The organism is Symbiopectobacterium sp. (genome assembly GCF_047692315.1).
Taxonomy (GTDB): Bacteria; Pseudomonadota; Gammaproteobacteria; order Enterobacterales; family Enterobacteriaceae; genus Symbiopectobacterium.
This window is the reverse complement of record NZ_JBLLJS010000015.1, coordinates 1-14,542: the sequence shown is the minus strand read 5'-3', so window position 1 is coordinate 14,542 and position 14,542 is coordinate 1. Positions and strand designations below refer to the sequence as shown.

Annotated in this window: 8 protein-coding genes and 5 pseudogenes; 6 read left to right on the top strand and 7 right to left on the bottom strand. The window is 53.9% G+C overall.

All coding sequences use genetic code 11. From position 1 onward, the window contains the following. Positions 1-19 precede the first annotated feature (19 nt). The 4 genes and pseudogenes from ACMZI0_RS08165 to glnA all read right to left on the bottom strand — a co-directional run bounded on the left by ACMZI0_RS08165 (position 20) and on the right by glnA (position 4,425). The gene (locus tag ACMZI0_RS08165; RefSeq protein ID WP_415672579.1) at positions 20-142 is read right to left on the bottom strand and encodes a YshB family small membrane protein; all 123 of its coding nucleotides are present in this window, start codon (positions 140-142) and stop codon (positions 20-22) included. Positions 143-332: 190 nt separating this feature from the next. After that, positions 333-1,743: pseudogene (gene glnG / locus ACMZI0_RS08160) on the bottom strand (nitrogen regulation protein NR(I)). An 8-nt stretch (positions 1,744-1,751) separates the two neighbouring features. Then, the gene (gene glnL, locus ACMZI0_RS08155; RefSeq protein ID WP_415672589.1) at positions 1,752-2,801 is read right to left on the bottom strand and encodes a nitrogen regulation protein NR(II); all 1,050 of its coding nucleotides are present in this window, start codon (positions 2,799-2,801) and stop codon (positions 1,752-1,754) included. A 231-nt stretch (positions 2,802-3,032) separates the two neighbouring features. Then, positions 3,033-4,425: pseudogene (gene glnA, locus ACMZI0_RS08150) on the bottom strand (glutamate--ammonia ligase). A 371-nt stretch (positions 4,426-4,796) separates the two neighbouring features. On the opposite strand from glnA, the gene typA reads away from it, so the two are divergent. The 4 genes and pseudogenes from typA (at position 4,797) to fabY (ending at position 8,938) form a co-directional block, all read left to right on the top strand. Next, on the top strand, positions 4,797-6,620 hold the full coding sequence (gene typA / locus ACMZI0_RS08145) for a ribosome-dependent GTPase TypA (RefSeq protein ID WP_415672578.1): 1,824 nt from the start codon (positions 4,797-4,799) through the stop codon (positions 6,618-6,620). 170 nt (positions 6,621-6,790) lie between these two features. Further along, positions 6,791-7,429 carry a glucose-1-phosphatase gene (gene yihX, locus ACMZI0_RS08140; protein ID WP_415672577.1) on the top strand — a complete coding sequence of 213 codons (639 nt, stop codon included), beginning with the start codon at positions 6,791-6,793 and terminating at the stop codon, positions 7,427-7,429. A gap of 68 nt (positions 7,430-7,497) precedes the next feature. Then, positions 7,498-7,935, top strand: a pseudogene (dtd, locus tag ACMZI0_RS08135) (D-aminoacyl-tRNA deacylase). 71 nt (positions 7,936-8,006) lie between these two features. Next, a pseudogene (gene fabY, locus ACMZI0_RS08130) lies at positions 8,007-8,938 on the top strand (fatty acid biosynthesis protein FabY). A 6-nt stretch (positions 8,939-8,944) separates the two neighbouring features. Here fabY and ACMZI0_RS08125 read toward each other — a convergent pair. Continuing rightward, positions 8,945-10,639 carry an AsmA family protein gene (locus ACMZI0_RS08125; RefSeq protein WP_415672576.1) on the bottom strand — a complete coding sequence of 565 codons (1,695 nt, stop codon included), beginning with the start codon at positions 10,637-10,639 and terminating at the stop codon, positions 8,945-8,947. Between the two features lie 161 nt (positions 10,640-10,800). Beyond that, positions 10,801-12,205 (bottom strand): annotated as a pseudogene (locus ACMZI0_RS08120) (nucleobase:cation symporter-2 family protein). A gap of 288 nt (positions 12,206-12,493) precedes the next feature. Between ACMZI0_RS08120 and ACMZI0_RS08115 the strand changes: the two are divergent. Next, entirely contained in the window at positions 12,494-12,835 is a 342-nt protein-coding gene (locus ACMZI0_RS08115; protein WP_415672575.1) for a toxin, read from the top strand. Then, positions 12,832-13,143, top strand: a complete 312-nt coding sequence (locus ACMZI0_RS08110) for a helix-turn-helix domain-containing protein (protein WP_415672574.1) — start codon at positions 12,832-12,834, stop codon at positions 13,141-13,143. The genes ACMZI0_RS08115 and ACMZI0_RS08110 overlap by 4 nt, the downstream gene beginning before the upstream one ends. Positions 13,144-13,184: 41 nt before the next feature. Here the strand turns inward: ACMZI0_RS08110 and recG are convergent. Then, the coding region (gene recG / locus ACMZI0_RS08105) for an ATP-dependent DNA helicase RecG (RefSeq protein ID WP_415672573.1) at positions 13,185-14,542 on the bottom strand (1,358 nt) is incomplete at its 5' end.

The following is a 14,542-nucleotide window of genomic DNA, read 5'->3' as shown; positions in this document are numbered from 1 at the left end:
GATGGCGTAGTGGTCAGGCCTAAATAAAGAGATTGATCAATGCAGCGCACAGAATCGCAGCAATGGCGGTTTGCGGTGAATGGCTTGCCGCTGCTCCGAGCTCAGCGCCGTGCGTCGCCGCAGAAATGAGTGAATCTAGCATGGTACTTTCTCCTGAATTAGCGACACGATCATACTGCGGGCTTGTTTTATGTAAAGAACAAAATATCGACAATTTTGTGCGCTGGATTGTAATTCCAAACGATACTTTTTATGGTCGGTTCCCCGTCACCAGACGGGCAAAAAAATACGGTCACCATGTTAATGATGGCCGTAGATTATGCGTGTTCTGCTTATTCCATTCCTAGCTCTTTGAGCTTGCGCGTCAGGGTGTTACGTCCCCATCCCAACAGGCGAGCCGCCTCTTGCTTATGACCTTGCGTGTGGCGTAACGCGGTGGTGAGCAGCGTTCTTTCCATCTCTAGTTGAGCTTCGGAAAACAGGTTTTGATGACCGGAACGCAACGCACGATCGGCCCATTGCGCTAACAGGGTCGCCCAACTGTCTGGCAGCATGTGCACCGTGGCGTCTGGTGCCGTGGTTTCAAACAGCTCCGGCGGCAGGTCCTGAATCAGCACCTCTTGCCCAGCGGCCATGACGGTCAACCAGCGGCAGGTGTTTCCAACTGACGCACGTTGCCCGGCCAGGGCAGGAGCGTCAGCGCGGTTTCCGTTTCAGGATACAGATTTTTCGGTTCTACCCCCAGCTCTTTGGTCGTTGCCTGCAAGAAGTAGCGTGCCAGACGCGGAATATCTTCGCGCCGTTCACGAAAAGGAGGCAGATGGACGCGAATCACATTCAGGCGGTGAAACAGGTCTTCACGGAATTTGCCTTCCTGAACCCGCAGTTCCAGATTTTGGTGGGTAGCGGCGATGATACGCACATCCACCTTCACCGCAGCATAGCCGCCGACGCGGTAGAACTGCCCGTCAGCCAATACGCGTAACAGCCGCGTTTGCACATCCAGCGGCATATCGCCGATTTCATCCAGAAAGAGCGTACCGCCATCGGCTTGTTCAAAGCTGCCCTGGCGAATCTGGTTAGCGCCGGTAAACGCCCCTTTTTCGTGACCAAACAGTTCTGATTCAATCAGATCCTTAGGGATAGCCGCCATATTCAATGCGATAAATGGCGCTTTGGCGCGTGGGCTGTGGCGGTGCAACGCATGCGCCACCAGTTCTTTACCGGTTCCGGATTCTCCGTTAATCAGCACGCTGATGGATGAACGGGAGAGTCGGCCAATAATGCGGAACACATCCTGCATGGCCGGGGCTTCACCAATAATGTCCGTGGTGGGGCCATTGAGCGGCTGCGCTCTGACGGGCTGCTGCTGTTCCAGATAGTGACTGATAGCGCGTTCAACCAACGCGACGGCTTCGTCAATATCAAACGGCTTGGGCAGATAATCAAATGCCCCCTGTTGGTAAGCGCTTACCGCCGCATCCAGATCGGAGTGTGCGGTCATGATGATCACCGGCAGCATCGGGTGGCGCTGTTTTATCTGTTGCAGCAGTGCCAGGCCATCCATACCCGGCATGCGAATATCGGACAGCAGTACATCCGGCGTTTGTGTTGCCAGCGCGTGCAGCGCCTGATTTCCGTTATCAAAGGTGGCACAGGTCAACCCCGCCCAGTGAGCGCGCGCTCCAGCACCCAACGGATGGAGCTATCGTCATCGACAATCCAGACTATCCCTCGTTGCATCGTGAACCTCACTGGCGAATGGGCAGGTAAACCGAGAATTCGGTATGGCCTGGCCAACTGTTAAATTTAATTTTTCCCGAATGCTGATCGATCAGGCTGCGCGCGATAGATAATCCCAGCCCGGTGCCCCCTTCGCGACCGCTTACCATGGGATAAAACAGCGTGTCTTGCAGTTGAGCGGGCACGCCCGGGCCATCGTCTTCGATATCAATACGCGCCGCCAGGCGATAGCGCACGCCGTGTAGCGTGAGTTGAAAGGCGGTACGTGTGCGTAGCGTAATAGTGTCGCCTTCTTTACCCAGCGCCTGTAGCGCATTGCGGGTGATGTTCAGCAGCACTTGTTCAATCTGGTCTGGGTCGTGAGTCAGCTCTGGCAGGCTGGGATCGTAATCTTTCACCAGCGTCACGTTGTCGGGTTTTTCCAGCGACACCAACTGACACACGCGCTCAGCGACTTGATGAATGCTTTGCGTTACGTGTAAACCGGGCTGCTGTGGCCCTAATAGCCTGTCCACCAGATTGCGCAGGCGATCGGCCTGCTCAATGATCACTTTGGTATATTCGGTCAGCGCCGGGTCGGGCAGCGCTTTGGCCAGCAGTTGTGCCGCGCCGCGTAATCCGCCGAGCGGATTCTTGATTTGGTGCGCCAGGCCGCGCACCAAATCGCGCGCTGCCTGCTGCTGTGAATGCTGTAATTGCTCCTGACTGAGGCGGCGCTGGTTGTCCATGGGCGCCATCTCCAAAAGGATAAAACGGTTTTGAATGCGTTGTGCGGTGAGCGACATGATGTGCGCTCTGCCATCGACAACGATAGTCACTTCATTATCCGTAAATCCTTGACCCGCGTTTAGACTTTCGAGCATCAGCTCAATATTCAACGAAAAATAGCTGAGCAGATCCGGCAACGGTGTTCCCGCCAGTTTGCGTGAACTTTGCGCCAGCAACTGCTGGGCAGCCGGATTGGAATAGTGGATTGCCAGGTCATTATCCAGCAATAAAATACTATTGATCAAAGAATTGAGGATCTGCCCAGCATCGGGCCTGTTGCCATAACGCAGACTCCTGCACCCTAGCGGTGCATTGTAGTGTAGATGATGGATGTTACGTCGCAACGGCCAATATTGATGATGAAGAAATAAGGCCGATGGTGAAAAAAGCCCATCCGAAGATGGGCTGAAAAGTTTCCACGGCAACAAAAACAAACTTCTTATAATTCTGTTAATGCTCGGTCATGGCGGGGTTCAGCACGCCCGCCACGCCGAGGTAAATCATAGGTACGCAGTCGCTTATTAAACGATGTAGTACAGTTCGAACTCAACCGGGTGCGGCGTCATGCGAACGCGATCGTTCTCTTCACGGCGCAGACCGATGTATGCATCGATAGCGTCGTCAGTGAACACACCGCCCGCCGTCAGGAATACACGGTCAGCGTCCAGCGCATTCAGTGCTTCTTCCAGAGAGCCTGCAACCTGCGGGATTTCATTCGCTTCTTCCGGCGGCAGATCGTACAGGTTTTTGTCCATGGCATCGCCAGGGTGGATCTTGTTCTTGATACCATCCAGACCCGCCATCAGCAGTGCTGCGAAGCACAGGTACGGGTTAGCAGCCGGGTCCAGGAAGCGCACTTCGATACGTGCTGCTTTCGGGCTGGATACGAACGGGATACGGATAGAAGCAGAACGGTTACGTGCGGAGTAAGCCAGCATTACCGGTGCTCCATAACCCGGGACCAGACGCTTGTAAGAGTTGGTGGTCGGGTTAGACAGGGCGTTAATCGCTTTAGCGTGTTTGATGATACCGCCGATGTAGAACAGCGCTTCTTCAGACAGGCCAGCGTATTTGTCGCCGGAGAATTTGTTGGTGCCGCCTTTGGACAAGGACATGTGGCAGTGCATACCGGAGCCGTTGTCACCGAACATCGGTTTCGGCATAAAGGTTGCGGTTTTGCCGTAAGCGTGCGCTACGTTGTGAACAACGTATTTGTAAATCTGAATTTCGTCCGCTTTTTTGGTCATGGTGTTGAAGCGGGTTGCCACTTCGTTCTGGCCAGCAGTCGCCACTTCGTGGTGGTGAGCTTCAATAACCAGGCCCATTTGTTCCATCACCTGACACATCTGAGAACGGATGTCCTGTGAAGAATCGACCGGCGGAACTGGGAAGTAACCGCCTTTCACTGCCGGACGGTGGCCTTTGTTGCCGCCTTCGTATTTGGTGCTGGAGTTCCAGGCGCCTTCGATGTCGTCGATAGCAACGTGAGAGCCGGAGATGCTGCTGCCGAAGCGAACGTCATCAAACAGGAAAAATTCCGGTTCTGGTCCAAACAGAACGGTATCCGTGATGCCGGTAGAACGCAGGTACTCTTCCGCGCGGGTCGCGATCGTAACCTTGCATGGTGTTCGGTTCCAGAATGTCGCAACGAATGATCAGCGTCGTGTCTTCATAGAATGGATCCAGTACCGCGGTGCTAGCGTCAGGCATCAGCACCATGTCAGATTCGTTAATGCCTTTCCAGCCACCAATAGAGGAGCCGTCGAACATTTTGCCTTCTTCGAAGAAGTCAGCGCTAACCTGGTGAGCCGGAATGGTGACGTGCTGCTCTTTACCTTTGGTATTGGTAAAGCGTAAGTCGACGAATTTTACTTCGTGCTCGTTCAGCATCGTCAAAACATGTTCTGCGGACATACTTGGACCTCCCGATTTGTCATTTATCGTCGTGGAACGAATATCGTTATGGAATGATGTTTGTTACCGTAATAAGGTTTAAGCTAAAATCGTGCCAACTCTACGCACGTCGTTGCGAGGCGTTGTTTTCGGGCTTTTGTTGAAGGCAGTGCCTGCACCATTACCGTTCGTTGCACTATTATGGTTCATAATCACCAAAATAGTGCACTGTTTGTGTGCGTTTGTTTACTTTCTCTGCGCCGTTGCACCGTGAAAGGGATCACAAAGCAAGCACCCCTGGGTTGTTTATCGCTTAGGAGTGTGATCTTGTTTGGTACCTCGCTTAATCCGTGTACAATAGCGCGCTATTTCTAAATGCCTGAGGCAAAGCTGTGATCGAGAGTTTGCGTAACATTGCTATTATTGCGCACGTTGACCATGGGAAAACAACCCTGGTTGATAAGCTGCTACAACAATCTGGAACATTGGGTGAACGAAATGACGCCATCGAGCGCGTCATGGATTCCAACGATCTGGAAAAAGAACGCGGTATCACCATTCTGGCGAAGAACACCGCCATTAACTGGAGAGATTACCGTATCAATATCGTTGACACCCCAGGACATGCCGATTTCGGTGGTGAAGTGGAGCGTGTAATGTCCATGGTCGATTCCGTGCTGCTGCTGGTAGACGCAATGGACGGCCCGATGCCCCAGACCCGTTTCGTTACCCAAAAAGCTTTTGCCTATGGCCTGAAACCGATTGTGGTCATCAACAAAGTCGACCGTCCGGGCGCGCGTCCTGACTGGGTCGTCGATCAGGTGTTCGATCTGTTCGTCAATCTGGGTGCAACCGACGAACAGCTGGATTTCCCTATCGTTTATGCATCTGCGTTGATGGGTATCGCCGGTTTGGATCACGAAGACATGGCGGAAGACATGACGCCGCTGTTTGAAGCGATCGTCAAACACGTTGATGCACCGAACGTCGATCTGGACGGTCCACTGCAAATGCAAATCTCCCAGCTGGACTACAACAGCTATGTGGGTGTTATCGGTATTGGCCGTATCAAACGCGGTCGTGTTAAACCGAACCAGCAAGTGACGATTATCGATGCGGAAGGTAAACGCCGTAACGGTAAAGTCGGCCAGGTGTTGGGCCATTTGGGTTTGCAACGTATCGAATCTGAAGTGGCAGAAGCGGGTGACATCATCGCTATCACCGGTTTGGGTGAACTGAACATCTCCGATACCATCTGTGACCCTGCGAACGTCGAAGCGCTGCCGCCGCTGTCTGTGGATGAGCCGACCGTCACCATGTCTTTCGGGGTTAACACCTCACCATTCTGCGGCAAAGAAGGCAAATTTGTGACCTCTCGTCAGATTCTGGATCGTCTGAAGAAAGAGCTGGTACACAACGTTGCGCTGCGCGTCGAAGAAACGGAAGACCCGGATACCTTCCGTGTGTCTGGCCGTGGTGAACTGCACCTGTCGGTTCTGATCGAAAACATGCGTCGTGAAGGTTTCGAACTGGCGGTATCTCGTCCGAAAGTTATCTTCCGTGAAATCGATGGCCGCCGTCAGGAGCCGTTCGAACAAGTTACCGTTGATATCGAAGATCAGCATCAGGGTTCCGTTATGGAAGCGCTGGGCCTGCGTAAAGGTGAAATGCGCGACATGAACCCGGATGGCAAAGGCCGTGTACGTCTGGATTACATCATCCCGAGCCGTGGCTTGATTGGCTTCCGTACCGACTTTATGACCATGACCTCCGGTACCGGTCTGCTGTACTCTACCTTTAGTCATTACGACGATGTGCGTCCGGGCGATATCGGCCAGCGTCAGAACGGCGTGCTGATCTCCAACGGTCAGGGTAAAGCGGTAGCTTATGCGCTGTTCAGCTTGCAGGAACGCGGTAAGTTGTTCCTGGGTCACGGTGCAGAAGTGTATGAAGGCCAGATCATCGGTATTCACACCCGTTCCAATGACCTGACGGTTAACTGTCTGACGGGTAAAAAACTGACCAACATGCGTGCTTCCGGTACTGATGAAGCCACTGTGCTGGTGCCAGCGGTGAAAATGTCGCTGGAGCAAGCGTTGGAGTTTATCGATGACGATGAATTGGTTGAAGTGACGCCGCAGTCTATCCGTCTGCGTAAACGCCACCTGACCGAAAACGATCGCCGTCGCGCCAACCGCGGGCCAAAAGAGGGCTAATCTGCCGCTCTTTACAAAACCATTCCAGGGCGCTTTCAGGCGCCCTGCCTTTTTCCAATCCTGCCTGCTGATCTTGTGTATTTCGTATACGTTTTAGTTATGTTCCTCCCTGTTCAGCCGTCATTTTTCCCGCTACAGTGAAAAAACAACCATGACGTCTGGAGGGCGGAATGCTTTATATCTTTGATTTGGGTAACGTTGTCATTGATATCGATTTCAACCGCGTGTTGGGCGTGTGGAACAAGCTGAGCGGTGTGCCGCTCGCCACGCTGAAAGAACGCTTTACCATGGATGAAGCCTTCGAACTGCATGAACGGGGTGAAATCAGTGATGAAGAGTTTAGCAACCGGCTGTGTCAGGAAATGGGCATGCTGCTGAGTTACGAGCAGTTTACTGCGGGCTGGCAGGCAATTTTTGTTGCGCTGCGCCCCGAGGTACTGGATATGATGAAGCAACTGCGCCAGCAAGGGCACCGCGCCGTCATTTTGTCCAACACCAACCGCCTGCACTGCGCGCACTGGCCCGCGCTGTTTCCAGAAGTGGCTGAGGCCGCCGATTACCTCTACCTGTCTCAGGATATCGGGATGCGTAAACCGGAGGCGAGAATTTATCAGTATGTTTTGACGCAAGAGCAGGCAACGCCGGAACAAACGCTGTTCTTTGATGATAATGCACAGAATATTGCCGCTGCGCAGGCGTTGGGGATCCAAAGCATTTTGGTGACCGATCGCGACACGGTGCCGCAGTTTTTTGCCGATCATCCTGTTTCCCCCGCGCACAATACCTTCGCTAACGCGGAGAAGCTGTGATAAAAACGGTTAGCATTTTGGGTGATAAATCGATTAAAAGAACAGCGGTCCAGGAGTGGTTGTCGTTTATGATTGCGTTAATTCAGCGTGTTACCAGCGCCAGTGTGGCGGTGGAAAATGCCATCGTCGGGGAAATTGCCGGGGGATTGCTGGTGCTGTTAGGCGTCTAGCAAGGGGATGATGAGCGTAAGGCGGCGCGTCTGTGTGAGCGCGTGCTTGGCTATCGTATTTTCAGCGATGAGCAGGGCAAGATGAACCTTAACGTGCAGCAAACCGGGGGAAGTCTGTTGGTCGTGTCGCAGTTCACGCTGGCGGCGGATACGCAAAAAGGCATGCGCCCCAGTTTTTCCCGTGGCGCAGAACCCGCCGAGGCTGACCGGTTGTATCAGTATTTTGTCGCCCAGAGCCGTGAACGCGGCACGCACACGGAAACCGGCCGCTTCGCGGTAGATATGCAGGTTGCGTTGGTTAACGACGGGCCAGTCACCTTCTGGCTTCAGGTGTGACGATGCCGTGCGCGTCCGCGCGCCCATTATCACCGATGCCCAGCACAGCCAATCGGAAGGAGGGGGAGGGAATGTATCACCTGAGAGTGCCTGAAACCGCTGAAGAGATGGATGCCTACTACCAGTTCCGCTGGGAGATGCTGCGTAAGCCTTTGCATCAACCTCTTGGCTCAGAACGTGATGCCTATGACGCGCTGGCTCACCATCAGACGGTGGTGGATGAGCAAGGGCGGCTGGTGGCCATTGGCCGTCTCTCCATCAATGCCGATAACGAAGCCGCCATTCGCTTTATGACGGTGCACCCCAGCGTACGATGCAAAGGGCTGGGTACGCTGGTGGCGATGACGCTGGAATCCGTTGCTCGTCAGGAAGGCGGTCAAGCGCGTGGTGTACAGCGCGCGTGAAGATGCGGTGGATTTCTTTACCAAGCTGAGTTTTTCCCTGCAAGGAGAGATCAGTGCGCCGCAAACCACGCCGGTGCGCCATTTTCTGATGATCAAACCCATTGCTTCTCTGGATGATATCCTGCATCGCCCTGACTGGTGCGCGCAGTTGCAGCAAGCCTGGTACAACCATATTCCTCTCAGTAAGAAAATGGGGGTGCGAATCAACCAATATACCGGGCAGAAATTTATCACCACCATGCCGGAAACGGGTAACCAGAACCCGCACCATACACTGTTTGCCGGTAGCCGTGACCCTGACCGGATGGGGGCTGATTTGGCTATTGCTGCGAGAACGGCATCTCGGGGGAACGATTATTCTTGCCGATGCGCATATTCGTTACAGTTCGCCCATTACCGGTCGCCCCAGCTCTGTGGCCGATCTTGGCTCGCTGAGCGGCAATCTCACGCGCCTGGCGCGCGGGCTAAAAGCGCGGGTACAACTGAACGTCGAGTTGTTTGGCGATGACAAATCTGGCGCGGTGTTTGAAGGAGTGTATATCGTGCTACCCACGCAGCCTGCCGACCCATTGGAAAAAGGCGGCTCGGAAGCGGGGTAGCGGCCGTTAGTGCGCGGTGCTCACTTCACCGTGTTGAATCTGCTGCCTTACGCTGGTGCCATCGCTGGTGGTCCCCTGTAACAGGCCGTTCAGCGTCGGTTTCAGCGGCGTGTTGGCGGCCAGATTTCCCGTTAAACGCAGTTGCAGATTGCTGTCGGCACTGGGCAGTGTTTCAGCGGGTTGCCAGCCCCAGTGTGTCAGGGTGTCCATCGGCACTGAACGTCCGTTCAATGACAAAGTAAACGCGCGGCCAGGCTGCTGCTCGACAGTGGCTTGTGCCTCGAGCAGGCCACGTTGTGTAAATGCGCTGAGCTCGGTAATGGCAATTTGCGCATCGCTGGCGTTTAGTGCGAGAGAAGGGCGGCGCACGTCGAGCTTGTTAAAGGTGGCATCGCTGGCATTAAGGTTCAGCGTGCCCTGCCAGACGCCCCACTGGTGCTGACGCGCCAGCAGCAGATTATTACCGTAGCCATCCAGAGTGGTGAGCTGAAAGGGAAAATCCGGGTTGATATCGATGAGTAGATTTCGGTTAGCGCGGAACTTCTTCACCTCAACGTTGCTCAGCCAGTCCGGTAATGTTTTCTGCCAGCGTTCACGCCAGTCAGTGGGCAGGGTGTATTCCATCCCTGCGACCACGACTTCATTCAAGGTCAGACGGCGGTTATTGCGCGTCCACATGCCATCGGTGCGCATCAGGCCGCCTTCCCAGCGAGTCGTAAACTGTTTGATGGCAACGCCTTGCGGTGAGACGGCAAGGTTAACGATAGGATCAATCAAGTGCATGCTGCCGTTGACGATATCGCTGGCATTAAACGACAGCGTTCCGTCGTCGCTCTCCCAGCTGTGCTGGCGGAAAGTGATATTTTGTAGCGTGACGTCAAGATCGCTAAACGCCCAGCCTGGACCTTCAATGCGGGCATCTACCATATCAAAGCGGGAAACCGCCACCGAAGGCAGTTCAGCCACCGGCTGCCAGAAATCTTCCAGCGATTTCGTGGTTTGTAAACGCACATTGCTCAGGCGCAGGCTATCCACTTGCCAGCTTCCATCTTCTGCGCGTCTGGCGTTGCCGGTTAACTGACCACCCGCGACATCGGCACCAAAATTGGTTAGCCTGAGCTGGTTATTGTTGATTTCGCCCTGAATCAGCACCTGGCTGGCAGGGACATCGTTGAGGCGCAGCGAGCGGGCGCTGAGCTGGAAATTACCTTGTGTGCCCAGCAAATGTCCCGGCTCTGGCTGCCAGGGGGTGATGCCGCCGTTGATCTGCTGCCCGTTTAGCGACCAGTCGCCATCTTGCGATTGCAGCGCCATGGTGCGCAATTGCAGCACATCAGCCATGAACAGGACGGCAATGCTGCTGTCAGGTAGCAGATTCAACGTCCCGCCTTCCAGCTCGAGGCTGCCAAAGTGACGCGGTTCTGTCAGCTGACGCGCACTAAAACCAAAGGAAATTTGGCGTGCGGCCACGGTCAACGGTTGCCCCTTGACGCCAAAGGTGACATCACTAAAGACGATATGATCTGCTTCTGACCAGTTATGTTCGATTTTTCCCAGCGTGAGCTGGTAGTCCGTATTGTCATTTACCCAAGAAGTGATGCGGTTTGCAGCCCAGTGGGTTTGCAACACAACGTAAACGATGACCAGTGCCAACAGGGCTAGCAACAGCAAGGTGAGCAGTAGTTTCCCGAGAAATTTCATCGTATCAGTCCATGCCTTGTCATCGTGAGTACTTGTGTTATGCCGCAATTCTTCCTGCGTCTCAATACCTAACCGTTGTTACAGACAATAAAAAACGGCCAGTGTTTCCACACCAGCCGTTTTATCATACTCAAGTTGGACACTATTGCCTCTGTCTGGTTTTACTTTTCTTCGTGCGGGAAGATCAGATTCAGAACAATCGCGGTGATACCCCCTGCGGCGATGCCGGAGGACAGCAGGGTTTTCAACCAATCCGGTGCGAATTGCAGAATCAGTGGCTGCTGGGATACGCCCAGACCGACAGCCAGCGACAGCGCAATGATCATGATGGCGCGGCGGTTTAATGGCTCACGCGCCACGATACGCACGCCAGACGCAGCAATGGTCCCGAACATCACGATGGTTGCACCGCCCAGTACGGGTTCAGGAATGTGCTGTACAAAGCCGCTTACTGCCGGGAACAGCCCCAGTACGATCAGCATCAGTGCGACTACAAAACCCACATAGTGGCTGGCAACCCCAGTAAGCTGGATAACGCCGTTGTTCTGGCCGAAGCAGGAGTTCGGGAAGGTGTTGGAAGGTGTTGAAGATGGCGGACAGGCAGGAGTTCATGCCGTTAGCCAACACGCCGCCTTTCAGGCGTTTCATGTAAAGCGGGCTGCTAACCGGCTGCTCGGAAACGTCGGAGGTGTCGGTGATATCACCAATGGTTTCCAGCGAGGTAACCATAAACACCAGCATCAGCGGAATCAGCAGGTTCCAGTCAAAGCCAAGGCCGTAATAAAGCGGTGTAGGAATCATGATCGTTGGGGTTTGTGACTCCGAGGAGCCTTGCGGCAACATACCCATCGCCCAGGCAGCGAAATACCCGACAGCCATGGCAATCACCAGTGACGCCACGCGCAGATAGGGGTTACGCTGACGGTTCAGCAGAATGATGACCAGCAGAACGATAGCGGCCAGCGCCAGATTCTTGGGTGCACCGAAGGTGTGATCGTTCATCGCGGCAAAACCGCCGCCGATCGATGTTAACCCAACCTGAATCAGTGACAGGCCGATGATCATCACCACCACACCGGATACCAGCGGCGTAATGATACGGCGCGCCAGATGCAGGAAGCGGGAGAGAATGATTTCAGTGAAAGACGCCACCATCAGGGTGCCGAACAGCGCTGCCATCATGGTAGGCACATCGGCACCGCCATTTTTCAGCGCCAGACCACCCATGATTAACGGGGTGACAAAGTTAAAGCTGGTGCCCTGAATTGAAAGCAATCCTGACCCCACCGGACCCCAGGTTTTGATTTGCAGAATGGACGCCAGACCGGAAGCGAACAGCGACATGCTGATGATGTGCTGCGTATCCTGAGCGGGCAAGCCGAGTGCCTGACAAATCAGCAGAGCAGGCGTAATCACCGCTACAAACATGGCTAACAGATGCTGGCTGGCGGCAAATAACGTTTGCGCTAACGGCGGTCTGTCTTCCAGACGATAAATCAGTTCACTGTTACGGGGCGCGGCAGTTGGCGTCTTCGTTTGGGGCAGTTCCGTGGTGGTGGTAGTCATAATCAATGGCGTCCTAAAATGACAAAGAGGGCATTTTAATGATCTACTTTGCAAAAGCAATCGTTTGCGGAACGATTATAAAACAATCTTGCTGTGTTCCTGAGAACAATGGGGATTTGTTGAATACAGCGTTATCAATGTGTGAAAAAACGTCGATTTTTTATCGTGGTGACTTGCAACTCTGTATTTCTCTTTCTGTCACGTTGGTGCGAAATTACGCAAATTATCATATTGAACTACTCTTAATACGAGGATAAAGTATCCTTAACTTAAGGACGATAACTCGCTATGGAAGCCATTTTTGTCGGACTGCCTGTTTTTGAAAAGTATCGTGCAGAATACCTGACCGATGAGCAGTTTCACCAATTCCAGGTAATGCTGTTGGAAGATCCACTATGCGGTGATGTGATCAAACACTCTGGTGGCCTGCGGAAAATCAGATTTAAAGATGAACACAGAAACAAGGGAAAACGGGGTGGGCTTAGGGTGATCTATTATTGGTGGAGTGAAGAAGGCGTGTTCTACCTGTTTACCTTATTCGATAAAGACGAGATGAGCGATCTCACAAAGCCTCAGCTTGAGATACTGTCCGAAGTGCTTGAGCAGATTAAAAAGAGGACTGGCAAATGACAAAACGCAATCTGTATGACGAATTGATGGATGGTTTGGGGGCGATGGAGGCACATCGTCAAGGAAAAATTACGTTGAGAACACATAAAGTAATTCGTAAACCGTTGACGATTGCACCGGCTGAGCTTAAGAGTGTGCGGGAAAAACTGAATCTCTCTCAGGCCGTTTTTGCTCAATATCTGCATACGGGTGAATCAACGTACCAGAACTGGGAGCAGGGCAGAGCCAGACCCAATGCACAGGCTGTGCTGTTGATCCGTATGGTTGAGAAAAACCCTGATACGTTACAGACGCTTGCTACCCTATAAGGGGAATTTGCTACCCTCTATGTGAGTCTAGCGTGTGGGCTCTAGGCATTGGTATAGCGCACCTGCTCCGGTAACCAGCGTTCAATCAGCGCTTTCGCATGTTCGGGATAGTGGGCATGAAGGTGGCGCGCCACACGCTGCACCTCGGGGATAAGTGCCTGGTCACGCAGCAAATCCGCCACTTTAAATTCGGCGCTGCCGGTTTGTCGCGTACCCAGCAGCTCGCCGGGGCCGCGAATCTCTAAATCCCGTTGTGCAATGACGAAACCGTCGTTGCTGTCGCGCATTACCTGCAAGCGCTGCTGTGCGGTTTTACTCAGCGGTGTTTTATAGAGCAACACACAGTGAGAAGCGATGGCTCCGCGCCCGACGCGCCCGCGCAATTGATGGAGTTGTGCCAGACCGAGTCGCTCCGGGTTTTCGACGATCATCAGGCTGGCGTTTGGCACATCCACCCCCACTTCGATAACCGTGGTTGCCACCAGCAGTTGCAGTTCGCCCTGTTTGAATGCCTGCATTACCGCCTGCTTCTCTTGCGCTTTCATCCGCCCATGCACCAATCCAATACGCAGGTCCGGCAGCGTGGCTCTCAGCCCTTCGCAGGTGGCCTCAGCGGCTTGTGCTTCCAGCAAGTCGGACTCTTCAATCAGCGTACAGACCCAGTAGGCTTGACGCCCTTCTTCCCGACAGGCGCGATCGACGCGGGTGATAATATCTTCACGGCGAGAATCGGGGATTGCGACCGTTGTGACAGGTGTTCTGCCTGGCGGTAGCTCATCGATGACTGACGTATCCAGATCGGCATAGGCGGTCATCGCCAACGTGCGTGGAATGGGGGTCGCGGTCATGATTAATTGATGGGGATGAAAGCCCTGTTCCACCCCTTTTTCCCACAGCGCCAGTCGTTGATGCACACCGAAGCGGTGCTGTTCATCAATGATCACCAGCGCTAACCCACTAAATTGCACCTGCTGCTGAAAAATGGCATGCGTACCCACGATCATGCTGACCTGACCATTGGTGATAGCCTCTTGTTGCGCAACGCGCGCCTTGCCTTTTTGTTTGCCCGCCAACCAGCCGACCTGAATGCCAAGGGGTTCAAACCAATGACGAAAGTTGATGGCATGTTGCTCTGCCAGTAGCTCGGTGGGGGCCATTAACGCCACCTGTTTACCGTTAGCAATGGCGCGCAGTGCCGCTAGTGCGGCAACCAGCGTTTTTCCTGACCCGACATCCCCCTGTACCAGGCGCATCATGGGGAAAGGCTTCTCCATGTCGGCTTCAATTTCTTGTACAACGCGCGTTTGCGCCTGAGTAAGCGCAAACGGGAGCGCAGCCAATAACCGCGTTTTCAACGTGTCCTGTGCTTGCAGTGAAAGGGGGCGCGGGGGGGGGGGGG

Excerpts from the sequence above, each read along its gene's own strand:
- ACMZI0_RS08165 (WP_415672579.1), bottom strand. The coding sequence starts at position 142 with ATGCTAGATTCACTCATTTCTGCGGCGACGCACGGCGCTGAGCTCGGA.
- yihX (WP_415672577.1), top strand. The coding sequence starts at position 6,791 with ATGCTTTATATCTTTGATTTGGGTAACGTTGTCATTGATATCGATTTC.
- ACMZI0_RS08125 (WP_415672576.1), bottom strand. The coding sequence starts at position 10,639 with ATGAAATTTCTCGGGAAACTACTGCTCACCTTGCTGTTGCTAGCCCTG.
- ACMZI0_RS08115 (WP_415672575.1), top strand. The coding sequence starts at position 12,494 with ATGGAAGCCATTTTTGTCGGACTGCCTGTTTTTGAAAAGTATCGTGCA.
- ACMZI0_RS08110 (WP_415672574.1), top strand. The coding sequence starts at position 12,832 with ATGACAAAACGCAATCTGTATGACGAATTGATGGATGGTTTGGGGGCG.